Source organism: Streptomyces sp. 142MFCol3.1, assembly GCF_000424945.1.
Lineage (GTDB): Bacteria > Actinomycetota > Actinomycetes > Streptomycetales > Streptomycetaceae > Streptomyces > Streptomyces siamensis.
The window spans coordinates 1-25,945 of sequence record NZ_AUKV01000010.1; the positions used below are offsets into that span (position 1 = coordinate 1).

21 protein-coding genes are annotated in these 25,945 nt (G+C 73.0%); 14 read left to right on the top strand and 7 right to left on the bottom strand.

The annotated features are described in order from the left end of the window. Positions 1-631: DUF2637 domain-containing protein (locus H305_RS0115790; protein ID WP_028801226.1), on the bottom strand; the 631-nt coding region annotated here is incomplete at its 3' end. A gap of 235 nt (positions 632-866) precedes the next feature. Here H305_RS0115790 and H305_RS0115795 point away from each other — a divergent pair. Beyond that, the gene (locus H305_RS0115795; protein ID WP_234020865.1) at positions 867-1,589 is read left to right on the top strand and encodes a hypothetical protein; all 723 of its coding nucleotides are present in this window, start codon (positions 867-869) and stop codon (positions 1,587-1,589) included. Positions 1,590-1,824: 235 nt separating this feature from the next. On the opposite strand, the gene H305_RS50655 is transcribed toward H305_RS0115795, so the two are convergent. After that, the gene (locus H305_RS50655) at positions 1,825-2,001 is read right to left on the bottom strand and encodes a CsbD family protein (RefSeq protein ID WP_107440037.1); all 177 of its coding nucleotides are present in this window, start codon (positions 1,999-2,001) and stop codon (positions 1,825-1,827) included. A 130-nt stretch (positions 2,002-2,131) separates the two neighbouring features. Here H305_RS50655 and H305_RS0115805 point away from each other — a divergent pair, with 130 nt between their 5' ends. After that, complete coding sequence (locus H305_RS0115805; protein WP_028801228.1) at positions 2,132-3,097, top strand: LLM class F420-dependent oxidoreductase; 966 nt, start codon at positions 2,132-2,134, stop codon at positions 3,095-3,097. A 157-nt stretch (positions 3,098-3,254) separates the two neighbouring features. Here H305_RS0115805 and H305_RS54015 read toward each other — a convergent pair whose 3' ends face one another. Then, a complete protein-coding gene (locus tag H305_RS54015; protein ID WP_199791413.1) occupies positions 3,255-3,410 on the bottom strand; it encodes a DUF6131 family protein in 156 nt (51 codons plus the stop codon). Between the two features lie 375 nt (positions 3,411-3,785). Continuing rightward, the gene (locus H305_RS0115815; RefSeq protein ID WP_028801229.1) at positions 3,786-3,977 is read right to left on the bottom strand and encodes a DUF6381 family protein; all 192 of its coding nucleotides are present in this window, start codon (positions 3,975-3,977) and stop codon (positions 3,786-3,788) included. 155 nt (positions 3,978-4,132) lie between these two features. On the opposite strand from H305_RS0115815, the gene H305_RS0115820 reads away from it, so the two are divergent. The 3 genes from H305_RS0115820 (at position 4,133) to H305_RS0115835 (ending at position 7,602) form a co-directional block, all read left to right on the top strand. Continuing rightward, on the top strand, positions 4,133-4,351 hold the full coding sequence (locus H305_RS0115820; protein ID WP_028801230.1) for a hypothetical protein: 219 nt from the start codon (positions 4,133-4,135) through the stop codon (positions 4,349-4,351). A gap of 507 nt (positions 4,352-4,858) precedes the next feature. Next, positions 4,859-5,368 carry a CGNR zinc finger domain-containing protein gene (locus tag H305_RS0115825; RefSeq protein WP_028801231.1) on the top strand — a complete coding sequence of 170 codons (510 nt, stop codon included), beginning with the start codon at positions 4,859-4,861 and terminating at the stop codon, positions 5,366-5,368. Positions 5,369-5,838: 470 nt separating this feature from the next. Beyond that, on the top strand, positions 5,839-7,602 hold the full coding sequence (locus tag H305_RS0115835) for an MOSC and FAD-binding oxidoreductase domain-containing protein (protein ID WP_028801232.1): 1,764 nt from the start codon (positions 5,839-5,841) through the stop codon (positions 7,600-7,602). A 215-nt stretch (positions 7,603-7,817) separates the two neighbouring features. On the opposite strand, the gene H305_RS0115840 is transcribed toward H305_RS0115835, so the two are convergent. From H305_RS0115840 to H305_RS0115850, 3 genes are all read right to left on the bottom strand, one after another. Beyond that, positions 7,818-8,372: a L,D-transpeptidase family protein gene (locus tag H305_RS0115840; protein ID WP_324608103.1), complete on the bottom strand. Its 555-nt coding sequence runs from the start codon at positions 8,370-8,372 to the stop codon at positions 7,818-7,820. A 569-nt stretch (positions 8,373-8,941) separates the two neighbouring features. Beyond that, positions 8,942-9,121 carry a hypothetical protein gene (locus H305_RS0115845; RefSeq protein WP_158690539.1) on the bottom strand — a complete coding sequence of 60 codons (180 nt, stop codon included), beginning with the start codon at positions 9,119-9,121 and terminating at the stop codon, positions 8,942-8,944. A gap of 73 nt (positions 9,122-9,194) precedes the next feature. Then, on the bottom strand, positions 9,195-9,395 hold the full coding sequence (locus H305_RS0115850) for a hypothetical protein (protein WP_028801235.1): 201 nt from the start codon (positions 9,393-9,395) through the stop codon (positions 9,195-9,197). A gap of 277 nt (positions 9,396-9,672) precedes the next feature. On the opposite strand from H305_RS0115850, the gene H305_RS46080 reads away from it, so the two are divergent. From H305_RS46080 to H305_RS0115895, 9 genes are all read left to right on the top strand, one after another. Continuing rightward, positions 9,673-10,752 (top strand): AfsR/SARP family transcriptional regulator, encoded by a 1,080-nt coding sequence (locus H305_RS46080; protein WP_051370627.1) that lies wholly within the window; start codon positions 9,673-9,675, stop codon positions 10,750-10,752. Positions 10,753-10,791: 39 nt separating this feature from the next. Continuing rightward, the gene (locus tag H305_RS0115860; RefSeq protein WP_028801236.1) at positions 10,792-13,068 is read left to right on the top strand and encodes a TOMM precursor leader peptide-binding protein; all 2,277 of its coding nucleotides are present in this window, start codon (positions 10,792-10,794) and stop codon (positions 13,066-13,068) included. Further along, positions 13,058-15,013 (top strand): TOMM precursor leader peptide-binding protein, encoded by a 1,956-nt coding sequence (locus H305_RS0115865; RefSeq protein ID WP_028801237.1) that lies wholly within the window; start codon positions 13,058-13,060, stop codon positions 15,011-15,013. The genes H305_RS0115860 and H305_RS0115865 overlap by 11 nt, the downstream gene beginning before the upstream one ends. Before the next feature lie 158 nt (positions 15,014-15,171). Continuing rightward, entirely contained in the window at positions 15,172-16,761 is a 1,590-nt protein-coding gene (locus H305_RS0115870) for a SagB/ThcOx family dehydrogenase (protein WP_028801238.1), read from the top strand. A gap of 82 nt (positions 16,762-16,843) precedes the next feature. Then, positions 16,844-19,744 (top strand): lantibiotic dehydratase, encoded by a 2,901-nt coding sequence (locus H305_RS46085; RefSeq protein ID WP_107440038.1) that lies wholly within the window; start codon positions 16,844-16,846, stop codon positions 19,742-19,744. Further along, positions 19,741-20,820, top strand: coding sequence for a lantibiotic dehydratase C-terminal domain-containing protein (locus H305_RS0115880; RefSeq protein WP_028801239.1), 1,080 nt, complete (start codon positions 19,741-19,743; stop codon positions 20,818-20,820). Before H305_RS46085 ends, H305_RS0115880 begins: the two co-directional genes overlap by 4 nt. A gap of 1,361 nt (positions 20,821-22,181) precedes the next feature. Further along, a complete protein-coding gene (locus H305_RS0115885) occupies positions 22,182-23,138 on the top strand; it encodes an ABC transporter ATP-binding protein (RefSeq protein WP_051370675.1) in 957 nt (318 codons plus the stop codon). Next, the gene (locus tag H305_RS0115890; protein ID WP_028801241.1) at positions 23,135-23,887 is read left to right on the top strand and encodes an ABC transporter permease; all 753 of its coding nucleotides are present in this window, start codon (positions 23,135-23,137) and stop codon (positions 23,885-23,887) included. The genes H305_RS0115885 and H305_RS0115890 overlap by 4 nt, the downstream gene beginning before the upstream one ends. Next, entirely contained in the window at positions 23,884-25,845 is a 1,962-nt protein-coding gene (locus tag H305_RS0115895) for a TOMM precursor leader peptide-binding protein (protein WP_028801242.1), read from the top strand. Before H305_RS0115890 ends, H305_RS0115895 begins: the two co-directional genes overlap by 4 nt. Positions 25,846-25,945: the final 100 nt, after the last annotated feature.

A 25,945-nucleotide genomic window follows, 5' to 3' on the forward strand; every position in this document is an offset into this window, starting at 1 on the left:
CGGTTTCGGCGAGGGGGACGCCGTAGCGGGCGAGGCGCAGGGGCATCAGGGATTCGACGGGGGCTTTGCGGCGCCAGGCGCGGCCGAAGCGGGAGCGCAGCCGGGCCTGGTAGACGAGGCGTTCCTGTTCGAGCTTGATGACCGCTTCGTAGGAGCGCAGTTCCCACAGCTTCATGCGGCGCCACAGGAGGAAGGTGGGCACCGGGGAGAGCAGCCAGCGGGTGAGGCGGACGCCTTCCATGTGCTTGTCGGCGGTGATGTCGGCGATCCGGCCGATGGCGTGCCGGGCGGCTTCGACGGAGACGACGAAGAGGATCGGGATGACGGCGTGCATGCCGACGCCGAGCGGGTCGGGCCAGGCCGCCGCGCCGTTGAACGCGATGGTGGCGGCCGTCAGCAGCCATGCCGTCTGGCGCAGCAGCGGGAAGGGGATCCTGATCCAGGTCAGCAGCAGGTCCAGGGCGAGCAGGACACAGATGCCGGCGTCGATGCCGATCGGGAAGACGTAGGAGAAGTTCCCGAAGCCCTTCTGGATCGCGAGCTCGCGGACGGCCGTGTACGAACCGGCGAAGCCGATACCGGCGATGATCACCGCACCGGTGACGACCACGCCGATGAGAACCCGGTGCATCCGCGTCAGTCGCAATGGCGCACCGTTCCCGACGGCCACGTTCCGCTCCCCCTTCGACGTCCACTGCTTGAGCGGCCCTCACACTCCCACGACGAGCGGAGGGCCGGGGCCTTTCCCCGGCTCGGAGCCGCCGGGGGCCACACACTCCCGAGTGGCCCGCGCCGCCCCCGCCCGCATCCTGCCGCACCGTCGGCCGTACTGTCTCGACGGGGCGTGTCGTTCGTGGAGGCTGAAGGTGACAGTGGATCTGCGGGTGGGCGACGTCGTCAGCGTCTCCTGTCCCTACACCCCGGCGCGGGTCACCCGGAAGACCCTGGAACACGTGGTCCTGAAGTGGCCGTGGTGGTCGGCCGATCCGCACTGCGACTGGATCGAGTGGAACGGCGACGTGGCGCTCGTCGGCGATCCGGCATCGTACACGTGGGACGAGGAGTTGTTCCGCACCGATCCGGCCGCCGAACAGCTCATGGCCGGGGCCGTCTGCCGCGTCGGCATTCCTCCGTCGCTCGTCCACGTGGTGGCCGTCGATCACTTCGATCCGCCGCTGGAGACCGGCCGTCTGCCCCGCCCCGGGCGCCGTGTGGTGGTCCTCCGCGCAGGCCGGTCGCTCGATCCCGAGTCGGAGGAACAGGGTTACGACATCTATCCCGACGACGGCATCCCGATCGCTTTCGAGCTGGTGTTGCGCCCCTACGCCTGCCTCGTCGCCGGTGACGAGGTGGCCGACGCCGCGGGACGTGCGTGGCGCTTCGACGGCCCGTGGGACTGGCACCCCTTCGACGGCGACGAGCCTCATGAACCACGGTGGCCGCTCACACTGTTGACACGCGGGGGCTCGCCCGACGAGACGGCGGCCACCACTGTCGCGGGGGCGACGAAGGACGGCTCGCACCGGCGGGAGGTCGCGCGCTGGGTCGCACTGGCCGAGGCCGATCCCACCGGCGGCTGCGTGGGATAGCGCCCGTCCCCGCGGCGGCTGCGTCTGGTGGCGCCCGCTGCGCCGAGCGGCGGGAGTACCGCTCGGATCGTTCACGGCGGCGGCGCCGTGCCTCGGAGCACGCCCGTGCGCCCGGCAGGCGACTCATTGGTGGCAGCGGGGGTCCGCCGAGGCGCGACCCCCCGGCACCCGCGCCCGCCGCGCACGCAGAGCGGCGGACGAAGCCCGTCGTCGCGTGCGGCTTCGACGAGCCGGGTCAGCGCCCCATCATCTTGCGGGCCCTGTGCGCTGCCTTCTCCGCCATCTCCTGCGCCTTGCCGCCCAGCATCTCGGCCTGGCCCTCCCGTTTCAGGGACCTGTTGCCCACGGCCTTGCCGACGGTCTCCTTCATCTTGCCCTTGACCTGCTTCACCTTGGCATTGCCCTTGCTCACTTGGACCGCGACCTCTCGAGCTTCGTTGCGGCGCGGGAAGGACGACACACTCCCGCACATGTTTTCACCCTGCGCTTGCCCGCACCGCGCGGCAACCCGTACCTCGGGGCATACCGGGTACTCACCGCGTATGGCTCTTTTCGGATACACGATGATGACCGAGCAAGCCGGTCCCCGAGACCTGGTGGCGCATGTCGTCCGGGCAGAGGAGGCCGGGTTCGATTTCTCGGTGACGTCGGACCACTACTTTCCGTGGCTGGACGAGCAGGGTCACGCCCCCTACGCATGGAGCGTGCTGGGCGCGGCGGCGCAGGCCACCTCGCGGATTCCCCTGATGACGTTCGTGACCTGTCCGACGATGCGCTACCACCCGGCCGTCGTCGCGCAGAAGGCCGCGACGATGCAACTGCTGGCGGGCGGCCGCTTCAGGCTGGGACTGGGCTCCGGCGAGAACCTCAACGAGCACGTCGTGGGAGGTGGATGGCCCGCCGCCGACGTGCGCCAGGACATGCTGGCCGAGGCCGTCGAGATCATCCGGGCGCTGTTCGGCGGAGGCTACGTCAATCACCACGGCGAACACTTCGACGTCGAGTCCGCCCGGCTCTGGGATCTGCCCGACACCGTGCCGCCCATCGGCGTGGCCGTCTCGGGACGGCAGTCGTGCGAGCTGGCGGGGCGACTCGCCGATCTGATGATCGCCGTCGAGCCGGACGCGGACCTCGTCGCGGCGTTCGACGAGAGCGGCGGTACGGGCAAACCGCGCATGGGTCAGCTGCCGGTCAGCCACGACACCGATCGCGACGCCGCGGTACGGCGGGCGCACGAGCAGTTCCGCTGGTTCGGCGGCGGCTGGAAGGTGAATTCCGAGCTTCCGGACACCACGGCCTTCGCCTCCGCCGGCGCGTACGTGCGCGAAGAGGACGTGGCGGATTCGATCCCCTGCGGAGACGACCCGGAGGTCTTCGTCGAGGCCGTACGGCCGTACGTCGAGGCGGGGTTCACCGAGATCGCCCTCGTCCAGGTCGGCGGTGCGTCGCAGCTGCCGTTCCTGGACTGGGCACAGAAAACGCTGCTGCCCGCGCTGCGCGAGCTCTAGGCCGGGCGGCGCCGTGCCCGCAGCGGCTCTGCTTTCGTGTCCCACTCCGTCGTCCGCAGCGTGGTCGCGCGTCGCTCCGTTCGCCGCGGCGTCGTGGGCGACGCGGTCCGGTCCGGGTCCTGACCGGCCCCGGCGACGGAGTGGGACGGTCGTCGGCTCACCAATAGTGGCGGCGGCCGGCGACGGCGTGCCCCATGGATCCCGCGATCCACAGGACGACGCCCACCACGGCCAGGATGACCCCGATGGTCCACAGGATCGAGATCCCTGTGATGAGTCCGATGATGAGCAGAATGATGCCGAGGGCGATCATGGCGTGCCTCCTGCGGTTGTGATGCCTCTAAGCTGCCGAGTTCCCCCGAGCAGGGACGTCACCCATCGGTTCCGGCGAATCTTCGAGCGTCCTCGGGCGGCGGCGCCGACCAGGCTTCGAGCGTCCTCGGGCGGCGGCGCCGACCAGGGCCGAGCCTGCCGTCAGCTCTCGGCGAGCCGTCGTCGGGCGGCTCGGATCGAACAGCGACGCTTGAGGACGTCGCCCCACGGGTCGCAGTCCATCCGCTCGGCGATGGAGTCGGTGCTGAAGCTGCGGGCGCCGATGGCCGGATCCTCGACCTCGTCCCAGGTCAGGGGAGTTGCGACCGGAGCTCCACCGACGGGTGACGGACACCCCGACGGCGCACCGCCCCCACTACGCCGTCGGATCCTCGTCCCGGCCGGGGGTGTCGCCGACCCGCTCGCTCTGTTGCCTGAGCTGCCGTGCCCTGTCCACGAGGCGCTGCTTCTCCTGCTGGTCCGCGGCGCGGCGGGCCTTCTGTTCCAGTTCCTCGGCCTGCGCGCGCATGTGCTCGGCGCGGCGTCCCGGTTCACCCGCGACAGTCATGATCGCTCCTTGCGGTGGGCAGAGCATGCCCTGGCAGGGAAGCCGCCCTTTCCCTGGGTCGCACCCCGGGACACATCCGTGAACGGGTCCCGGCGCGTCGCTCGCGAGGCTCCCTCCTGTTGCGGCGGCCGCGGCGCGACGTGAAGGTGATGCTCATGGTTGAACGCTCCGTGATCGTCCGCCCTCCTGCTGACCCCCGCGGCCGTGAGGTCGTCGTCGACGGGGAGTCCATGGGCATTGCCTACGGCCTGCGTGACCTCGCCACGTTCCTGCAGTCGGCGGGGTGGGCCGGGCTGGACGAGATCGATGTGGCGGATTCGCCGTTCATCGAGTGGCACGGCGGGGGCCCGGAGGTGTGGGCGCAGCGGCCCTGAGACGGCACTGAGCCCGGCGCCTGGATGGTAGGGGCCGACCGGGCCCTCGTTCATGTGCCCGCGGTGTGGGAGGGGTCGGACGGGAGGCCGCCCGCCGTCGACGGGCAGGCGGACACCGGTCATCAAGGTGGTGGTCAGCGCGAGGAGGACGGCCGCCACGACGCGGGCGCCTGCCTTCAGGGCCGCGTCGCCGACCGCCCGGGCGATGCCGCTGCCCGAGGTACAAGGAGTGCAGGGGCAACGGGACTTCGAACCCGCCGCAGGCCTCCGACCGAAGCAGGGGGCCGGCCGTCAAAGCAGGGGGCCGGCCGTCACAGGCGCCCGTACGGAGCCCACTCGGGCGGCAAAGGCGGGCCCGCTCGGCTCACGGGCCGGCAGCACCCCCGCCCCTGGATGCCGACGCGGCGACCCGTAGGCGCTACTAACCCTCCAGATGGCCTTCTCTGGTTAGCACGAAAGAATTCATGTAACCTCTCAACTAAACCAAGCGGGTTAGGAGGTGCGAGAGTGGCCGACCGAGAACAGCAGGACGCCCTGCTGGAGCTCCTCAACAGCACTCCGGTGGTGCGCGACGAGGTCCAGGACCAGCTGGCGGATCCGGAGGCGGCCAGGACCTGGCAGCAGGCCCATGGCGGCACCGGCGGCCCTGGAGAGCACCGATACCTCCTGCAAGCACGCGACGCCCTTCAGGACGTGGTCCGCGGAAGCCGGCCCGCCACCTCACTGGCACCGCTCCTCGAAGACGTGATCTCCCGCCCGCACCTGTCGCCCGCGGGTGTCTCCTGGGAGCTGGACGCCCCCGCGGAGCGCAGGATGGCGGTGGAAGCGGTCATGACATGGAGCGCGCTGCAGGAAACCATGCCCGGTCGGCTGCGGCCGTGCTCCAACCCCGAGTGCCGGCGCTTCCTCCTCGACCGCAGCAAGACCAACAAGGCCCGATGGTGCTCGATGGCCCTGTGCGGCAACAGGATGAAGGCCCGGCGCCACTACCGGCGCACGCGCGACGCCGCCGAGTGACCCCGCGGCGGCGGGCGGGGCCGGCGGGGCATCACGCTTGATTCCCGCGGCCGAGCCGATGCTTCACCCTGGCGATCTCGCCCGCGATGGGCAGCCAGTCGTAGGGGACGAAGGCGGCGATCACGGCCACACCGGGGTACGGGAAGCACCCCGCCGATCAGGGTTCCGGTGGCCGGCCGGGCGACGGCGAGCCGGAAACCTCGGCTGATCGCCGCCACGCCGGGGTGCGAGGGAGGCGGCAAGCAGGCGCCGACGGCGGACGTGCCACCGGATGACGTTGAACAGCACGGCCGGGAACGCGAAGGCCACGTCGTGGAAAACCACGGCGGTGCCTTTGGCACCGGAGGCCGGGGCGCGCGCCCCGCCGCGGAATCGCGGGGGTACCGGCACAAGAATAGGATCGGCCCGAGCGCCCAGATCACCACGCCATGAGGGGCTGCCGGCCCTGCCGTCCCCGCAGGAGGTCCGCGATGGCGACGCTGCTGTCCGTCAACGTAGGAATGCCCAAAGACGTCTCCTGGCAGGGAAGGACGGTCCACACCGGCGCCTGGAAATCTCCCGTCCGCGGGCCCCGGATGGTGCGGCGGCTGAACATCGCGGGAGACGGACAGGGCGACCTCGCCGGACACGGCGGCGAGATGCGCGCCGTTCTCGTGTACCAGCTGGAGTCCTACGAGTACTGGCAGAAACACCTGGGCCGCGACGACCTGTCCTTCGGGAGCTTCGGCGAGAACTTCACCGTCGCCGGCCTGCCCGACGACGAGGTGTGCATCGGCGACCGGTACCGCATCGGCGAGGCCGAATTCGAAGTCAGCCAGCCCCGCGTCACCTGTTACCGGGTCGGCATGCGCCTGGGCGAACCGGCCATGGCCTCGTTGCTGGTCGCCCACCACCGCCCCGGCTTCTACCTGCGCGTCATCTCCGAAGGCCAGGTCCAGGCCGGTGACGAGATCACCCTCACCCGCAGAGGCCCGCAAGAGCTCAGCGTCGCCGACACCGACGCGCTGCTGTACCTCCCCCACCGCGACCCCGCCAAGCTGCGCAGGGCTCTCGGCATCCCCGCCCTGAGCCCCGGGTGGCAGCAGTCCTTCCGTGAACTCGCGGCCGCTCAACAGCCCAAGCAGGAACCGGGTTGGCCCGGTGGGCGTGCCGAGCCGCAGCAGCCCAGGGAGATGCCGGGGTGGCCGGGATTCAAGACCATGCGTGTCGCCCGGATCGTCCCCGAGACCCCCGCCGTGTCGTCCATCCACCTCGACGCCACCGACGACACACCACTCCCGGACTCCCGCCCGGGCCAGTACCTCTCGATCCGCGTCGCCGTCGGCGACGGCGCCCCCGCGGTACGCAGCTACTCCCTGTCCTCCACGCCCACGGCCCGCTCGTACCGCATCAGCGTGAAGCACGAGCCGCACGGGCTGGTCAGCGGCTACCTCCACACGCGCCTCCACGCCGGCGACCTCGTGGAGATCGCCTGCCCCCGCGGGACCTTCGCCCTCGAGGACGGCACCGGGCCGGTCGTCCTGCTGTCGGCGGGCATCGGCGTCACCCCCGTACTCGCCATGCTCCACAAGCTCGCCGCCGTACACGACCCACGTCCCGTCTGGTGGATCCACACCGCGCGCGACCGCGCCCACCACGCGTTCGCGGACGAGGTCCACGCGCTCCTGGCCCAACTCCCCCAGGCCCACGAGCACATCTCCTACACGGCCGAGGCATCCCTCCGTCCCGACGAGGCCCACGTCGGCCAGGGCCGCCCCAGCGCGCGCTCACTCGCGGCCCTGGGCATCCCCGCCGACGCCGACGCCTATCTCTGCGGACCGACCGCCTTCATGGACGACGTCGGCGGCTTCCTGCGCGAACTCGGCCTGGACTCCGCGCGGATCCACGTGGAACAGTTCAGCGCCCTGCCCGCCATCAATCCGGGCGTCACGCCCACCGCGACGGTCCGACCGCACCAACCCCCCGGCCCCGAAGGCACGGGCCCGCTCGTCACCTTCGCCCGCAGCGGCGTCACCACACCGTGGTCACCGGCCCACGTCTCCCTCCTCGATCTCGCGGAGGCCTGCGACGTCCCCACCCGCTGGTCGTGCCGCACCGGCGTCTGCCACACCTGCGTCACCCACGTGGTGTCGGGCGACACCACGTACACCACACAGCCCCTCGAACCGCCCGAACCCGGCACCGTCCTCGTGTGCTGCAGCGAACCGACGACCGAAGTGGTCCTCGACCTCTGAGGGGGCTGAAGGATGCCCGGGCCCGGGGGCCGATGCCCTGCTCGGCTACGGCTCGTCCCGCTCCGGGATGTCCGACGCCGTCGACGGCGAGTTCCGCCGGGACGGCCTCGTCGCCGTACGGCAGGCGCGGTCCGGCGCGGTGCGGTCCTGCCCGGTCTCGAAGCGGTGGAGCGAGCCCCCGATGTTCGCTCGCTCACCGATGGGGCGAGGCGCCCTCAGCGCTTCAGGCGGTCCTTGTCGCCCATCACCACGACGGGGTGACGTGCGGGGTCGAGGGTGCGCAGAAGGGACCTCATCCCGGACTCCGGGACGGTGACACAGCCCGACGTGCCGTCACCGTGGTCCAGATGCAGCCAGATGCCCCCGCCCTTCTCCACACCCAGGGGCCGGGACCAGTCGTAGGGCGGGGTGCCCTTGATCCGGTTGTAGTCGATGGCTATGACGTAGTCGAAGTCGTGCTCGTGGGCTTCGTCCCAGTAGATCGTGGACGCGAAGGCGTGATCGTCCTGCCGGTACTTCAGTCGGCTGCCCGGGTCCGCCAGCACGCCGCCCGCGTCGGTCAGGGTGAAGACGCCCACGGGGCTGCGCTCGTCGTCCATCTGATGGTCGGTCGTCCAGCCCAGCCTGCCGTTGTGGGCAGGCCAGCTGCCGGTCTGTTTCCAGGTCTCGCCCTGCTTCTCGTAGAGGACGACGACGCCGTCGGGTGAGTCCCTGTCGTCCCCGTAGACGGCCACCACCTGGCGGGTGTCGGCGGGGACCTGCCGCCACATCCGGTCTCCGATGCCGGGAACGCGGTCGGGTCTCGCGGAGGGCGAGGCGGATGCCGGGCCGTTGGTGCCCGGTGCGCCACCGGGGCTCCTCCCCGCGGTCGTGTCACCGCATGCCGTGGCGATCGTCAGGAGAAGGCCACAGGCAGCGGTCGAGGCTATGGCGTGCCGGGCACCGCCGCGGCGCATTGCACGATGAGCGGATCGAGTTCTCGAGGATCTCCACATGATCAGGATTTTGTGGGGGCCGGGACATACGGTGCATCCGGGCACGGGCATCCGGCCTAAGGGGCGAGCCGGACCGCGCGAGGGGTGGCGACTTTGTCGCGTACGCGTCCGTCCCGACGTGGGATGCGGACGGCGACCGGCAGGGCGCGTTCGGCGGACGATGGACACGACCCGGGAGAGAGCTTCGGTGAGCCGTCGGTCTCCTCGCGTTCGGGAGCGGCCGGACGAGGTGCCGGGATCGACGTCGCATGTGCACACGCCAGGCGGTCTCCGCGTCCATGCCCGGCGAAGCGGCCGGCGGCCGACCGGCGATTCGGCCAGTGACCAGCGGTCCGGGGTCGCGGTCATCGTCCAGATGCCGCCGGCCCTTCGGCGATCACCCGGACCTGCGTCCCGACGGGCGCGGTGCTGTCGCGCAGGGTGTACGGCAGGGCGGCCAGTGCCGGGCCGAACAGAGGGCGGGCGTCGATCGGCCTGCCCAGCCAGGACCGGTCGACGGGCAGGCCGTCGGGCCGGACGCTCATGGTCGCCGCCCCGCCGTCCATCGCCGTGGCCGGCCGGCGGACGGCTCCCTCGGCTCCCGTTCTCCGACCGGGGTCAGCGGGACTCCGGGTAGCGCCCCCGGCCGTTGGGGAGTTCGCCGGACGTGGTCTCCTCCAGCAGCGCGGTGTACTTCTGCGAGAGCTCGTCGTACCGCTCGTCGGTGTCGTCGGCCCGGCGTCTGTTGCGGGTCATGACGTACAGCGCCACGGGCCCGGTGATCATCGAGACGACCGGGATCAGCGCCCACCACGGCATGGGTCCTCCCCTGAGTGCGGTGTTCCGGGGCTGTCGCGGAACGCCCGTCGCAGACTATGCCCTGTCGGCCCGCTCGCCAACGGGGCGTGCCCCGTGAGGCGTTGCCTACCTAACGTGTTACCAGATGTTTGACGTCAACCACTGGACGGGCGTCCGATACGCAATCTAAGTTCGCCTCTCGGCAGCGGTCATGTCCACGATCGGCACACCGAACGTGCGCAACGGCCCTTCCACGCAAGGCCGTTGATGCATCACCTACCGTGCGATGTGAGGGGCTGTGGAGAAGACCGATGCCCGCGTGCCCGAGGACGCGCCCCCCGAGCGGCTCGCCGCCGCACCGTCCACCGGTCGCCCACGGTTCCTGGTACTGGGTCTGTTAGCCATAACCGACGGGTGCGAGACGGTCGTCCTGCAACCCTCCCGCCCCGCGTCGTTGCTCGCCGCGCTGCTGCTCCATCCCGGCGCCGTCGTCTCCTCGGGCTTCCTCCAGCACGTGGTCTGGGGCAGCGCACCGCCCGCGGGAGGCAAGGCCGCACTGCACACCTGTGTGCTGCGGCTGCGTCGGCTGTTCGCCAAGTACGGCGTCGCGAACCAGACCATCGAGGCCGTCGCCGGCGGCTACCGATTACACGCCGACGCCGACACCCTCGACCTCCTCCACTTCCGCGACCTGCTCTCCCGGGCGCAGGCCTGCGAGGACCCGGAGACCGCATTACGCCTGGCACGGGCCGCGCTGAGTCTCTGGAAGGACCCGCTCCTCGGCAACGTCCACTCCGACGAGCTCCACCGCGACCAGGTCCCGCGCCTGACCGAGGAACGTCTGCTCGCCGTCGAGCGGGTCTTCGACGGCGAACTGCGCCTGGGACGGCACCGCGAGATGATCGGCGAGGCCCGCAGGGCCGTCGAGGCCCACCCGGGGCACGAAGGCCTCTCCGTCCTGCTGATCGAGGCGTTGTACCGCTCCGGGATGCGCGCCGAGGCGCTCGCCGAGTACCGCAGGATCCGCACCCACCTCGACGTGGAACTCGGCGTGGAACCCGGTCCGGCGCTGCGCCGCCTCCAACTCGCCGTACTGCGCGGCGAGCCTCCCGACGGACACCCGGCGTTGCCCCCGGCCGGCACCCCGCCCGCAGCGGCGCTCGCCGAGGCGCCCGCGGCCCGCGGGCGGGCCTCCCCCGCGGCTCCCGGAACCGCCGTGCTGCGCTCCCTGGTCGACGCCGGACTGCTGGAGGAGGGCCCGCCCGGCCGGTACCGCGTCCACGACCTGTTACGCCTGTTCGTCCAGGCCGCGGGCACCCCTCCCCCGGTCGCCACCACGCACAGCCCGGCGGACATGTCCCCGCCGCCGGCCGACTGACCGCCCCCGCCCCCGCCCCCATCGGAGGTTTCGGAACCCATGGCTCACACTCCCGCCTCGTACGAGGAGATCGCGCGGTCGCGGCCCCGCATCCGCAGGGACGTGCTGTTCACTCGCACCCCGTCAGGTGTGCTCTTCCACAACGCCCACGGCGGGTTCAACGTCGTCACCCAGTCCGCCTACCGGTTCGCCGCGCTGATCGTGCCTCACCTCGACGGCCGACGGCGGGTCGAGGAGCTGTGCGACGGCCTGGGGGACAAGCAGCGCGACATGGTGGTCCAACTCGTGCGCGCGCTCTACGCGCGTGGTTTCGCCCGGGACGCCGCGCCCGAACCACCGTCGGACATCCTTCCGCCGCAGGTCGCAGCGCGTTTCGCGCACCAGCTCGACTATCTCGACCACTACGCCGACGACGCACCCGGACGGTTCCTGAGATTCCGATCGACCCCCGTCGCCGTACTCGGCGACGACGCTCTGGCCCGCTGGGCCGCACTCGGTCTGCTGCGCAATGGCTGCGCCGCCGTCGCCGTCACCGAGCCGGACTCCTCGCACGGCGTCCTGCGCCGTGAACTGCACGGCGTGGAAGGCACCGCCGACCTCGACGCCGAGGCCGCCGAACTGGACGGCGCGGGCTGCGCGCCGCGCGTCACCCGGCTGCCCGCCGCGACCGCGCAGACGTACGGCTGGGACGAACTCGACGGCTGGGACACGGTCCTGGTCACCGGTGCGGCCGGACCTCGCCAGATGATCCGTCTGCTCACCGAGGGCGTACCGGCCGGCCGTCGGCTGCTCGGTGCCTGGACCTTCGGCGACCGCGCCGTCATCGGTCCGGTGATGACCGGCGACGCTCCCGGCTGCTGGTCCTGCGCCGCCCTGCGGCTAGGGGCGGGTGCCGACCCCGCGGACAGTGCCGGCCTGTGGGCCTCGGTCGGCCCCGCCGCACCCCTCGGCACTCCCCCGGCCGCCCTCGGCGGCCCGCTCGCCGGCATGCTCGGCAACCTCCTCGCCTTCGAGGTGTTCCGCCTCGTCACCGAGGCGCTGCCCGCCGAGACACGCAACCAGGTCGTCGTGCAGGACCTCGACTCCCTCGACGTGCTGACCGAACCGCTGCTGCCGCACCCGCGCTGCCGGTTCTGCGCCGGCGCGGACGATCCGCTCCCCGTCACCGGCGACGCACTGCGCACACCGCACGCGGACGACGAACCGGCCGCCCTGCCCGCCGACGGCGCAGCCGACGAGGACGCGGCCCGCGCCGCCCTCAACGCCCTGGAGCGACGGGACGTCCTCGTCCACGAGAGGGCCGGTGTCTTCACCGCCTACGCCGACGACGACTGGGAGCAGACCCCGCTCAAGGTCAGCACCGTCCGCCTGGGCCTCGCGCCCGGCCGCGTGCGCCGGATCTCCGCGGTCGACGTCCACCACGTCGCCGGCGCCCGCCTCACCGCTCTCTTCCGCGCCGCCGAGGTGTACGCCGAGCACGTCGTCCCGCCCCGGGTCCTGGACTCCACCGCTCTGGAGGCCGCGGTCGGCAAGTGGGCACGCGTGACGCCCGCCGAACTCACCGTCTCCAGCGGTCTCGACGTGCCCGCCGACGCGATCGCCCACTGGACCGAGGCCACTTCGCTGCTCGACGGCCGGACCGTCCTGGTGCCCGCCGGCGCGGTGCACACCCTCGGTGGCTGGAACGACCAGGGCATCTTCGAACGCTCCTCGGCCGGCACCGGCGCCGCCGGCAGCCCGCGCGCCGCGCTCGTCCGCGCCCTGGGCACCGCGCTCGCCCACGACGCGCTGCGCGGCGCCGTGCACCGCATCGCGCCGGTGCCAGTCGTGGACCCGGCTGCTCGCGCCGACGACCCGGAGCTGCTGTTCCTGCTCCGCTCGGCGGAGAACCTCGGGATCACCGCGGAGATCCTCGACCTGACCGCCGCCGGCGGAAACACACTGCCCGCCGCCATGGCCCGCCTCACCGATGCGGAGACCGGTGCGGTGCGCTGGGCCACCGGTTGCGGCCTGCGGCTGCGCGACGCCGTGCTGGAAGCGCTGCGCGACCTGCTCGGGGCCGAACAGACGGCCCGCGCCGCGGGGCGGCCGGACACCGGAGACCCGCTCTGGGCCGACCTGGACGGCGCCACCCTCGTCGCCGAGGCCCCCGTGCCGCTCCCCGGGACGGCCACCACCTGGGCGGCCGTGCTGGACGGCCTCGCCGCCGCCGGACGGGACGCCTACGCGGTGCCCGTGGCAGCACCCGACCTGGCCGCCGGCCAGGTCCACGCGGTGCGCGTCCTGCTGACCCGCGGGGAGCACCGTGCCCACTGAGACCGCGCCGGCACCGCGTCCCGAGGCGGTGGCGCAACCCGGGGCCACCGGGCCGTGGAGCGCGTTGTGCGAAGCACTCACCGCCGCCCTCGCGGACCGCGCGGGGCGTCGCCCCGGCATGCCGCCGGCGCTCGTGACCTCCCTCGGTATGCGCGATGAACTGGCCGTCGGACCCGGCGCGTTCACGCCGGGGACCGTGCCGGTCGGCCTGTACGGGCATCACGCCGTGGTCGGCCCCCTCACCACGGCCGGCGGCGGCACGGGCTGCCCGCAGTGCCTGGCCCGCCGCTGGCAGGCGGTGCGCGCCGGGTTCCTCCGCGACGCCCTGGAGTGCGGCGGGGATCCCCGTGCCACCGGGACCCCGCCATGGCAGGCCGCCTTCGTGGCGGACGCCCTCGCCGCGCTCGTCGCGTCGGCTGCCCGGCGGCCGCCCTCGGACCGTCACCCCTGGGTCTGGCTGCTGGACCTCGAAACCCTGCACGTCTCCCGGTTCCCGCTGGTGCCCGACGGCGAGTGCCCGTCCTGTGCGACACGCCCCGACGACACCTCCGAAACCGCTCGGATCACGCTCGAACCCACCCCGAAGCACGCTCCGGACAGCTTCCGGCTGCGCCCTCTGGACGCCTACGACCTCGCGCTGGAGGCATTCGCCAACCCCGTCACCGGGATGCTGGGCCCGTCCGTCGCCCCCGACCTGACGTCCGCCTCGACCTCCTCGGCGGTGGGCGCGTTCACCACCCGCTCGGGTGCCTACCTGCGCGAGTGCTACTGGGGCGGCCACACCGACGCCTACGCGACGAGTGTCCGCGTCGGCCTGCTGGAGGGCCTGGAACGCTACGCCGGGATGCGGGCCCGCGCGCGGAGGACCGTCGTCACCGCCGCCCTCGACGAGCTCGGCGACACCGCTGTCGACCCGCGTGTCACGGGCCTGTACTCCGACGCCTTCCACGCCGCGGAGCCGGACGCACCGCGCTTCTCGCCCGACCGCCCGGTGGACTGGGTGTGGGGCTGGTCGCTGCGCGACGCCCGCCCCGTCCTCGTACCGGAGGTGGCGGCCTACTACCACGCGCCCGGCGGCGTCCGGCGGCGCTTCGTGCAGGAGAGCTCCAACGGCTGCGCGTCGGGCGGCTCGCTCACGGAGGCCGTCCACCACGGGCTGCTGGAGACACTGGAACGCGACGCGTTCCTGCTGGCCTGGTTCGGCCGGGCGCGGCTGCCCGAGATCGACCCGTCGACCAGTACCCGGGCCGCGACCCGCGCCATGGTCGACCGGCTGGCGATGTACGGCTACCGGGCCCGGTTCTTCGACACCCGCGTCACCTTCCCGGTGCCGGTGGTGACCGCCGTCGCCGAACGCCTCGACGAAGGACCGGGGTTGCTCTGCTTCGGCGCGGGTGCCTCCCTCGACCCCGAGGCGGCGCTCGCCGCCGGACTGTGCGAGATCGCCACCGACTCCGTCAACCTCCGTCGCCGGGTGGCCCGCGAGGAGAGCCGGCTGCGGCGCATGACGCGCGACTTCGACGAGGTGCGCGTCCTGCACGACCACCCGCTGCTGTACGGGCTGCCCGAGATGGGCCCGTACACCGACTTCCTGCTGAAGGGGCGGGCGGACGCCGACCGGGTGCCGCTCGGCTCGCTGGCCTCCGGACCCGCCGCGCCGCGACCGTCCGCGGACCTGCGGGAGGACGTGGAGTCCTGTGTCGCCGCCGTGACGGCGCGGGGCTTCGACGTGGTGGTGGTCGACCAGACCTCGGCCGAACAGCGCGACCTCGGCTTCCGCACCGTCAAGGTCCTGGTGCCCGGTCTCGTCCCGATCGACTTCGGGTGGCGCAGGCAGCGCGGGCCCACGATGCCCCGGGTCCGTTCGGCGCTCCGGGAAGCCGGTCTCCGTGACTCGGACTTGGCACCGCAGGACCTCAACCCCGCTCCACATCCCTTCCCTTGACCGGTCACCCCGCACCACCCGCCCGCGGCACCCGGTCTCCGGCCCGCCACCGGCACCCGTTCGAGGAAGTGCCCGCGCAGGGCCGTCCAGCGCACCCGCACAAGCCCGCGGCGGCCACCGCCGACGCCCCGTACAGACGAGCAGAACAGGGAGTGAGCATGGGATACGCCCACGAGTACGCGACCGCGGTGATGCGGCGGGGCCGCATCCCCATGGAGCCGGCCGACTTCGTCCCCGACTGGTCCGACCGCCCACGCAAGGGCAAGTTCTTCCCCGGCGCCCCGTCCTTCCCGCTGCCCGACGGCGGCTGCGCGGACGACGCCACCCTCGACCGGGGGCTGTTCGGGCAGCGCGGCACAGGGGAGTTCACCCTGCCCCTGCTCGGCGCGATGCTCCGCGACTCCTACGGTCTGACCGGGCGCCGCCTCGCCGTCCAGGCCAACACCGACCTGGGTTCGCTGCCCTTCCATTCCCATGCCAACTGGTCGCGCGGCACCGCCTCCGGGGGCGGCCTCTACCCCGTCGGCATCCACTGGGTCACGGGCGCGAGCGGCCCGCTGGCACCGGGCGTGTACTACTACGACACTCCGCGCCACCGCGTCACCCGGCTCCTCGCGGGCGACGTCACCGGCGAGGTCCGCACGGCCCTCGGCGACTGGGAGGAGGCCGCCGAAACGGACCAGTTCCTCGTCCTCGGGGTGACGTTCTGGCAGAACGCGTTCAAGTACAACAGCTTCTGCTACCACGCCGTCACGATGGACGTCGGAGCCCTCCTGCAGACCTGGCGGATGTGGGCCCGCGCCCATGGCCTCCATCTGGGCAGCGCCCTCTGGTTCGACGAACCCCGCCTGGGCGGGATGCTCGGACTCGACGCCGACGAGGACGGCGTGTTCGCCGTCGTCCCGCTGCGCTGGGCGGGCACCGCCCTGGCGACACCCGCCCCGCCGGCGCCCGGCGCGCGCGTGCGCCGCACACCCGACGAGAAGTCCCGCCGCGTGCTGGCCTTCCCGACCCTGCGCCGTATCCACGCCGCCACGCTGGAGGGCGCCGCCGACCGGCCCGCCCCCGGCACCCTGGACACCGCCCTCGCCACGCACGCCGGACCCGGCGAGCGCAGCCCGCTGCCCACGCCCGTGCCACTGGACACACCCGTGCGCCGCGCACTGCGCGAACGGCGCAGCAGCTTCGGCCGGTTCGCCGCCGCCGAACCGCTCGCCCCCGACCGGCTCGCCGCCGCGCTCGCCGCCGCCGTCGCCGCGGGCACCCTGGACAGCGACACCGAGACGCCCGGCGGGGCGCCCCTGATCCGGCTGTACGTCTTCGTCAACCACGTGCGGGACGTGCCCGCCGGGCTCTACGAGTACGACCGGGACACCGGCGGGCTGGTGCTGATGAAGGCCGGGGACCTCGGAGCCTTCCTCCAGGAGAACTACTTCCTCGCCAACTACAACGTGGAGCAGGCCGCCGCCGTCCTGGTGCCCGTCGCCCGCACCCACGCCGTCCTCGACGCCGTCGGCGACCGCGGATACCGCCTCGTCAACGCCGCCGTCGGGGCCACCGCCCAGGCCGTGTACACCGCGGCTTCCGCGGCGGGCACCGCCTGTGGCGTCGCGCTCGGCTTCGACAGCGTCTCGTTCGAGGAGGAACTCGGGCTGGCCGAACGGGGGGAGATCCCCTTGCTGATCATGATGATCGGCCATGAGCGGCCGCACCCCGCCGACTACCGCTACGACATCGTCGGCCCGTGACCGCGAGCCCCGCCCAGGACCGACGGGGAGCCCGACGGTCCGTTCCCGATCGGCAGCACACCCCACACGAAAGGGGGAGGGCGTGAGCCCGACCGCCACCACCCCGGCCCAGGACACCGCCCTCGCCGGCGAACCAGTAGGCCTGCACAGCCGGTTCATGCTCCGCGTCGCGGGCCTGCCGGCCGACACCGTCCTCGCGCTGCGCGCCCCCGAGACGGCCGACTGGGCCGTACGGACCGCCGCCGAGGAGGACCGGCTCGTCGAGCTGGGCGCCCGCCTCAGCGACCCGCTGTCCGAAGCGGTCGGCGGGACCGAGGACGCCGGGCTGCGCCGCCGCCTGCTCGCTCTGCGCAGGCAGGTCTTCAACAACCGGCTGCCCGCCGATCCCGACGCCGCCCGCGCTCTCGCCGCGGACCTCGGCGGGGGCACCGGAACCGACCTCGCGGCCTGGCTCGACGCCCGGGTCCGCTGGGAGCGACTGCGCCGTGAGGGCGACACCGTCCTGGCCGCCGGGCTCGCACGCACCCGCGCCGCCCTGCGCGAACTGGCCCTCGACGACCGGCTGCGGCGCGGCCTGCTCCTCGCCTCCCCCACCCTGGAGGAACGGCTCGAGGCCTTCGCCGCCGACCCCGCGCCCGTACCGGGCAAGCGGGCCCGCAAGATGGAGCGCTCACTGCTCTCCTATCTGTACCGCACCGCCTGCAAGACGAGTCCCTTCAGCACCCTCACCGGCGTCGCCCTCGGCGGATTCGACACCGGCGCGGCGAACGGCGCGGCCTCCACCCGTATCCGCGACGACTGGACGGGCCATCCCCGGCTCAACGTCGTCGTCCTCACCCGTCTCGCCGAACTCGTCGCCGCCGATCCGCGACGCCGCGCCGACCTCCCGGTGACCCTGGCCTCCGGCTGGAAGCTGGACGAGGACCGCGTGCGCTATGTCCAGCGAGCCGTCACGGCCGGCGACGACAGCGCGCCCATCAGCTTCGACGCCGCCCAGGACCGCCTCCTCTTCCTGCGCCGCCAAGGCGCCCTCGACGGCATGCTCGCCCTGCTGCGGGGCCAGGACCGCACCCTGCGCCACGGCGATCTGGCGCGCTGGCTGGCCACCACCACCGGAGCCGACGACGAGGAGGCCGAGCGGTACCTCAGCGCCCTGCGCGACCTCGGGATGCTCCAACTCCCCGATCTGGACACGGGCGTGCACAGCGGAGACCCGCTGGCCGCCTTCCAGCGTTCGCTGCGCGCCCTCCGGCGTCCCTGGGCCGATGCGCTGGCCGCCCGGCTGGACGGCCCGGCCGACGCCCTCGCGCGCTACCCGCACGCCGACCTTCCCACCCGCCGCGCCCTGCTCGCCGGCCTCCGCACGGATCTCCTCGCACTCCAGGCCGAGCTGGGCGCCGAGCACCCCACGCTGCCGCAGACCCTGCTCTACGAAGACGTGTCCGCCGGCACCACCACGGCCGGCCTCACGGAGTGGACCACGCTCGCCGCCGGTCCGCTCCGCTCCATCGGGCGCATCCTGCCCGCCTTCGACGTGGCCCTGCCCCAACGGCTCACGCTCAAGGGCTTCTTCCTCGCCCGCTTCGGACGTGGCGGGCACTGCGCGGACGTACTGCGGCTGGTCCACGACTTCCACGAGGACATCTTCCGGCAGTACGTCCAGTTCACCGCCACCAAGGACGACTTCCTCCCGGACGGCAGCCACGCCCCCGAGGAGAACTGGCTCGGCATGCCGGAGATCGCCGCCGTCGACCGGGCCCGCGCCGCCCTCACCGCCCGGGTCCGCGCCGACTGGTCCGTACTGCCGCCTGGCGCCGACGAGTTCGTCCTCGACGACGCCACCGTCGACGAGGTCGCCGACGCGCTCGCCGGTGCCGCACCCGTCTTCCAGCCGCAGAGCCACTTCCTCCAACTGGCCCGCCGCGACGGCGACCCCCTCGTCGTCCTCAACAACTCCTTCGGCGGCCTCTGCTTCCCCTTCACCCGCTTCACCCACTGTTTCGACGGCGAGGACGGGACCGACCTCACCACCTCGCTGCGCGAGGACCTGCGCGGACTGCTGCCGCCCGGCGCGGTGTTCGCCGAGATCACCGCCGGTGCCGCCACCACCAATCTCAATCTCCACGGCCGGCTCACGGACCACGAGATCGTCTGCCCCGGCGAGCACAGCACCGCCCCCGAGGAGTCCCGGATCCACCTCGACGACCTGTATGCCGTGCACGACGTCGACACGGACCGGCTCGTCCTGCGCTCCGCCCGACTCGACCGCGAGGTGGTCCCGCTCTACCTCGGCTACCTCGTCCCCATGGTGCTGCCCGAGATCCCTCGGACCCTCCTGCTGTTCTCCCCCACCGCCCGCTCTGTGCTGGACGTGTGGCGCGGCGTCCCCGCGGGACCCGAGGACCAGGGCGTCACCGGTCGGCCCCGTGTCCGCCACCACGCCCTCGTCCTGCAGCGGCGCTCCTGGACGGCCGCCGACGGCAGCCTCCCGCTGCGCGCCCCGAACACCGGCGACGGCGACTGGTACCTCGGCTGGCAGCGCTGGCGCACCCGGCACGGGCTGCCCGCACGGGTCTTCGCCACGGTCCGTCGGCAGACCGCGGACGGCGAGGACAGCGGACCGTTCGGCGGCTCCAAGCCTCAGTACGTCGACTTCGACAGCCCCCTGTCGCTCATGGCCCTCGAAGGACTCCTCACCGGTACCCGCGCCCGCACGGTCTTCGAGGAGATGCTCCCCGGCGAGGACGAACTCCACGTCACCTCGCCGCGCGGCCGGCACGTCGCCGAACTCGCCGTCGAGATGCTGCCCGGTCCGGTGAGCGCGCCCGCAGTCGACCGCCCCGAAGCCGACCGTGCCGAGGCCCGCACGCCCGGGGCCGGGCTGCCCGAACCTCCCGTGTCCACGACCGGCCTGCCCGAACCTCCCCTGTCCGAGACCGCGCTGCCCGACGCCCGCCTGCCCGAAGAGGACGGAACACAGTGACCGCACCCACCGCGCCCTCCGCCGTCCCCGCAGAGCCGCCCGCCGACGCCGCCGGCGCATGGCAGGCCGTCCACGTCTTCTACGCGGCCAGCCCCCGCCCGCTGCTCCTCCAGTGCGTCAAACCCCTGGTGGCCGCACTGACCGAAGAAGGCCTGCTCGCCGGGTACTTCTTCATCAACTACTGGCTGGAAGGTCCTCATCTGCGGCTGCGCCTCAAACCCGCCCGGGCTGCGGATGCAGCGGCCGTGCGCGAGCGGACGCACGCGGCGCTCACCGCGTTCCTGCGCGAACGCCCGGCGCTCTACGAGGTCAAGGAGGGCTTCCTCGCCGACCTCTACGAGACCCTCTTCACCCTGGAGTACTCGGAGGAGGAGCGTGCCCGGCTGCTCGGCCCCGACGGACGCATGAGGCTGCGCCCCAACAACACCTTCGAGGAACGCCCTTACGAACCCGAGTACGGCAAGTACGGCGGGCCCGCCGGGATCGAACTCGCCGAGTGGCACTTCCAGCACTCCAGCGACCTGGTGGTCGAGGCGAACCGGAGCATGAACCTGCACCTGCGCACAGTGCTCCTCGGGCTGTCCGCGCAGCTGATGATGGTCATGTCCGGCACCTTCCTCTCCGACGACGAGGCGCTGCTCGCCTTCCTCGACCGCTACCACACCTTCTGGAACAGGGCGTTCAGCGGAACCAACTACACCGCCGACGAGGGCTACGAACGCGCCTACGACGCCATGGGCGCCAGCCTCCCCGCACGCTTCCGGCACATCCGGGACACGGTGGCCAAGGATGCGCCGGAACGGCTGCCCGCCTTCCTGCGCGGCTGGGCGGCCCACTGCGCCGAACTCCGCGACCGGGCCCGGGATCTGGCCCGCCGCGGCGAACTCACCTTCCGTTCCTGGGACGGTACCCGCGACATCCACGCCACCGACCCCGCACACGCCCTGCCCATGCTGCTCTCCCCGTACATGCACATGACCAACAACCGCCTGAGCATGACGATCCGCGACGAGGCCTTCCTCTCCTACGTCCTCGCCCGCGCCCTCCGCGACGGCGCACCGCGGGAGGCGGAGTGACCGCGGACGCCTTCCTCACCGCCCGGCCGCGCGTGCGGGCCGACGTCGTCGTCGGCCCGAGCCTCGTACGCGGCGCGGCCCGCATCCACCTGCTCAAGGACCCGCGCTCCGGGCGCCGACTGGAGGTTGGCCCCAAGGAGCATTTCCTGATCACGCGGCTGGACGGCACCCGCACCCTCGCCGAGATCGGCAGGGAGTACGCGGGCGAGTTCGGCACCCGCCTCGGGGAGGCCCAGTGGGGGCAGATGCTCGGGCTGCTGCACAGTCGCAGCCTCCTCGACGGCGGCCCCGCCCCCGCCGCACCGCACGTCGCCGCGCCGCAGGACCGGCCAGGCGGCATCCTCGCCGGCCGGACCAGGCTGGTCGCCGACGCACCGGCCCTCATGGATCGGCTGCACCGCGCCACCTCCCCCGTCCGCCGGCCCGCCGCGCTGACGGTCCTCACCGCACTGGCCGTCGCGCTGCTCGCCGCCGTCGCCGTGCAGGCGGGCACACTGTGGCGGCAGACCGAGGAGACCGCCGGGCGGCCCGCGGTACTGCTCGCCGTCGGCTGCGTCCTGTGGTGCAGCCTCGCGCTCCACGAACTGGCCCACGGCCTGTTCGCGCGTGCCTGGGACGGCCGTGTCACGGAGATCGGGCTGCGCTGGGTGCTCGGCGCCACCTACCTCTACTGCCGGGTCGAGGACGTCCAGTTCCTCGGCAGCAGGGCACGCAAGGTCGCCACCGCGTGCGCCGGGGCCTTCGCCAACCTCCTGTTCCTGGTGCCCTTCTACCCGGTGTGGGCGCTGCTCCCGTCCGACGCCCAGGCCCGCCCCGCACTCGGCGCTCTGCTGCTCCTCGGTACCGTCTGCGCGATCGCCAACCTCCTGCCGCTGCCGCCCCTGGACGGTTACAAGGCACTCGGCCACGCCGCCGGCGTCACAGGTCTCGCCGAGGGCAGCCGTACGTTCATGGCGCTCGCCGCCCGGGCGGCCTTCGGCCGCGGCCCGGGCCTCGCCGCGTACCCGCCCCGGCTGCGGCTCGTGTACGCCGGTTTCGCCCTGCTGACGGCCGCGCAGAGCGTCGCCCTGCTCGTGGCGGCGGGCGCCACGCTGCACGCTGTCCTGCCGGACGACCTCGCGGCCCTGTCCTGGTGGCTGCCGCCCGCCGCCCTGGCCGCCGTCCTGCTCCTCTGGGCGCTCGGCGTACTCGGCCGCTCCCTGCGCGCGCGAGGCCAGGAGCCGGCTCCCGCAACGGCGTCGGCCACCGCCCCTGAACGCCTGCCGCCCACACCCCCCATCGGCCCGGCGGGGCACCTCTCCCGCGCGGGGGCGGGACCCGGGCACATCCCGGACCCGTCGGCTCACGCAAGGAAAGGCGAGATGAGCGCACCAGACAGCGAGACACAGGTGGCCCAGGGCCGCGCCGCGCCCGAGACGGTCGTCGCCCTGGACGGCGTGACGAAACGGTACGGGGAGGTGACCGCTCTCGACGGCGTCGGCCTCGCCGTACGCCGGGGTGAGTTCTTCGGCATCCTCGGCCCCAACGGCGCCGGCAAGACCACCCTCGTGGAGATCGTCGAGGGCCTGCGCGAGGCCGATTCCGGGACGGTCACCGTCCTCGGCGGGAGCCCGTGGCCACGCGACACCGCGCTGCTGGCGCGGATCGGCGTACAGACCCAGGCGTCGGCCTTCTTCGCCCGCCTCACCGCCGGCGAACACCTGCGCACCGTCGCCGCGCTCTACGGGATGGACGAGGCCACGGCGCGCACGGCCCTGGAACGCGTCGGCCTGACGGACAAGGAGAGCGCCCGCGTCGACCACCTGTCCGGTGGCCAACGCCAGCGCCTGGCCGTCGCCACCGCCCTGCTCCACGAACCCGAACTCATCTTCCTCGACGAACCGACCGCCGCGCTCGATCCCGAGGCCCGGCGCGAACTGTGGGGGCTGCTGCGCTCGTTGCGCTCCGAAGGCCGCACCATCATCTGCACCACCCACTACCTGGACGAGGCAGAAGCCCTCTGCGACCGGGTGGCGATCATCGCCCGCGGGCGCGTCGTCGCACTCGACACCCCCCGCAACCTCATCCGCTCCCTGGCCGCCCCCGCCCGGCTGCTGCTCCCCGCCGCCGGGCTCTCCCCCGAGGCCGCCCTCGCCCTGGAGGGAGTGGACCGGGCCACGGTCGAGGGCGACGAACTCGTCATCGAGACGACCGCCGCCAACCGCGTCCTCACCGCGCTCGGCGACCTCGTCGACATCGAGTCGGTCACCGTGCGCACCGCCACGCTGGAGGACGCCTACCTGTCCCTGACCGGTACCGGAAAGGAGCACCTCCATTGAGCGCCTACTCCGCACTGACCAGGGCCACCTGCGTCGCGAGCGTGCGCGACAAGACGACCCTGTTCTTCACCTTCGCCTTTCCGCTGGCCTTCCTCGTCCTCTTCGGCCTCATCTTCCACGACCAGGAGGTCGTCGGCGGGCTGTCGTCCATCAACTACATCGCCCCCGGCGTGCTCTCCTGGGGTGTCGGCAACGCCGCCGTGTTCTCCGTCGGCTTCGCCCTCATGCAGTGGCGCCGGGACGACCTGCTGCGTCTCATCTGGCGTACGCCGACCCCACTGCGCACCCTCCTCGCCTCACGCTGGACCGTGGCGCTGGGCGTCGCCGGTGTGCAGACGGTGCTCTTCACCGCCGTCGCCCTGCTGCCCTTCTTCGGCCTGCGCCTCGCCGGGCCGTGGTGGGCGGCCCTGCCGCTGCTCGTGCTGGGCGTCACCGCGTTCCTCGCCATGGGCCTGGTCGTGGGCAGTGTCGCCGACACCCCGGAGGCGGTCGCGGCCATCGCCAACGTCGTGATGGTGCCGATGGCCTTTCTCTCCGGCTCGTTCTTCCCCGACGACCTCATGCCGGGCTGGCTGCGCACGGTCGCCAAGGTACTGCCGCTGCACTACCTCAACGACGGCCTGACCGACGCCATGGGCGGCCGCGGAGACCTCGGCGACATCGCCGTGGACTGCGTGGGGCTCGTCGTCTTCGCCCTGGTCTTCGGACTCGTCGCCATCCGTAACTTCCGCTGGAGCAACCGGCCATGACCACCGTCACCGCGCCCGCACCGGCCACGTCGCCCCTGGAGGCGGCCCGCGCGGATCTCCAGGACCGCCTGGCGGTCCGCGCCGCCGCCGCCCGCCTGCCCGCTCCTGTCGTCTCCCGGATCGGCGACGTCAATGTCCTCGGCGAGACGCCGCCCCGGCAGACCGCTTCCCCGCACCGGGCAACCGTCCATCTCACCGCCCAGGCCGCGCTGTTGGGCCCGTGGGGCGGCTCCCCCGGTGCCGGGCCCGCGTGCGGCGCCTGTCTGGCCATGCGGCGCCAGCGGCTGCGTACCCGCACCGAGCGCGAGGCGCTGGAGACGGGCGTCGAGACCACCGCGGCGGGCCGCTGGCCCGCGTTGCCCGACCATGCGGTGGACGCCGTGTGGTCCCTGCACCGCCTCATCGCCTCGGGGGCCGCCCGACACGCCGCGGAGGGCGCCGACGCCGTCCTGCCCCGGGTCACGGAACTCGACCTGGAGTCACTGCGGGTCCGCACCTTCCCGCTGGTGCCGGAGCCGATGTGCCCGCACTGCCGGCCGTTCACGGAGGAGGCCACGCGCCGGGCAGCCGTGGAGTCCGCCCTGACGGCACCGGTGTCCCGGCCCAAGCCGCGCCCCGACGCCTACCGGCTGCGCGGCCCCGCCGACTACCCGCTGCCGGTGAAGGGTCTCGCCAATCCGGTGTGCGGGGTGCTCGGCGGCGGCACCTGGATCGATGTCACCTCGCCCACCACCGCGCCGGTCGCGGGCAGCGTCTTCATGCGCGGATACGCCGGGCTGACCGACGTCACGTGGAGCGGCCAGGCCAACTCCTTCGCCCGGAGCCGTGATCTGGCGTTCCTGGAGGGGCTGGAACGCTATGCGGGCACGCACCGCCGTCATCGCGCTCCCGTCGTCACGGCCTCCCTCGACGAGTTGGGCGACCGTGCCCTGGACCCGCGTGACTGCGGGCTCTACGCGCCGCGTACGTACGCGGAGGACCCGATGGTCGCGCCGTTCGATCCGGCCAGGCCCATCCCGTGGGTCACCGGATGGTCGCTGCGCGACGAGCGCCCGGTCCTCGTCCCGGCCCGGCTCGTGTACTACAGCGCGGGCACCCGGGAGGACAACTTCGTCTTCGAATGCTCCAACGGCTGTGCCACCGGGGGCAGTCCGGAGGAGGCCGTCCTGTTCGGCCTGATGGAACTCGTCGAGCGGGACGCCTTCCTGCTGGGCTGGTACGGCGGCCTGACCCTGCCGGAGATCGACCTGGACTCGGTGCGTGCACCACGGGTGCGGGCGATGGTGGCCCGCGCCGCCCTCCAGGGCTACGACGTCCATGTCTTCGACAACCGGGTGGACCTTCCGTTGCCCGTCGTCACCGGTCTCGCCGTGCGCCGCGACGACGGGCCCGGCACGCTGGCGTTCGCCGCGGGCGCGTCGTTCGACCCGGAGACGGCGGTGGAGTCCGCGATCTCCGAGATCCTCACCTACATTCCGCACCTGCCCCGTCAGGTCGCCGAACGTCCGGCCGAACTCACTGCCATGGTGAATGACTTCGGCCTGGTCCGGCGGCTGCCGGATCACGCGGCGCTGTTCGGCCTGCCCGCGATGCGCCGCCACGCGCAGGGCTACCTCGCCCCCTCCCGAGTCGCCCCGTCGGCCGGTCTGTTCGCCGGGTGGGAGGAGCTCCGTCCCCGTACCGGGGACCTTCGCGACGACGTGATGCTGCTGCGCGACCTGATCGCCGGTGCGGGATGCGATGTCATCGCCGTCGATCAGACCACCCCGGAACAGCGGCGGACGGGGCTGCGTACGGTGGCCACGCTCGCGCCCGGGATGCTGCCGATCGACTTCGGCTGGTCGCGGCAACGCGCCCTGACCATGGGGAGGTTGCGGACCGCGCCGTACCGCGCGGGGCTGGTGCCGGCGCCGCTGCCGGAGGAGGACCTGCGACGCGTGCCCCATCCGTTCCCGTGACCGGCGACGGGTCCCGCCCGGACGCGCAGGGTGCACCCCGCAGACCCCGCGCGTCCGGCCCGTGCATGCCGAAGGCCCCCGGCGCACGCTCGCGTGCCGG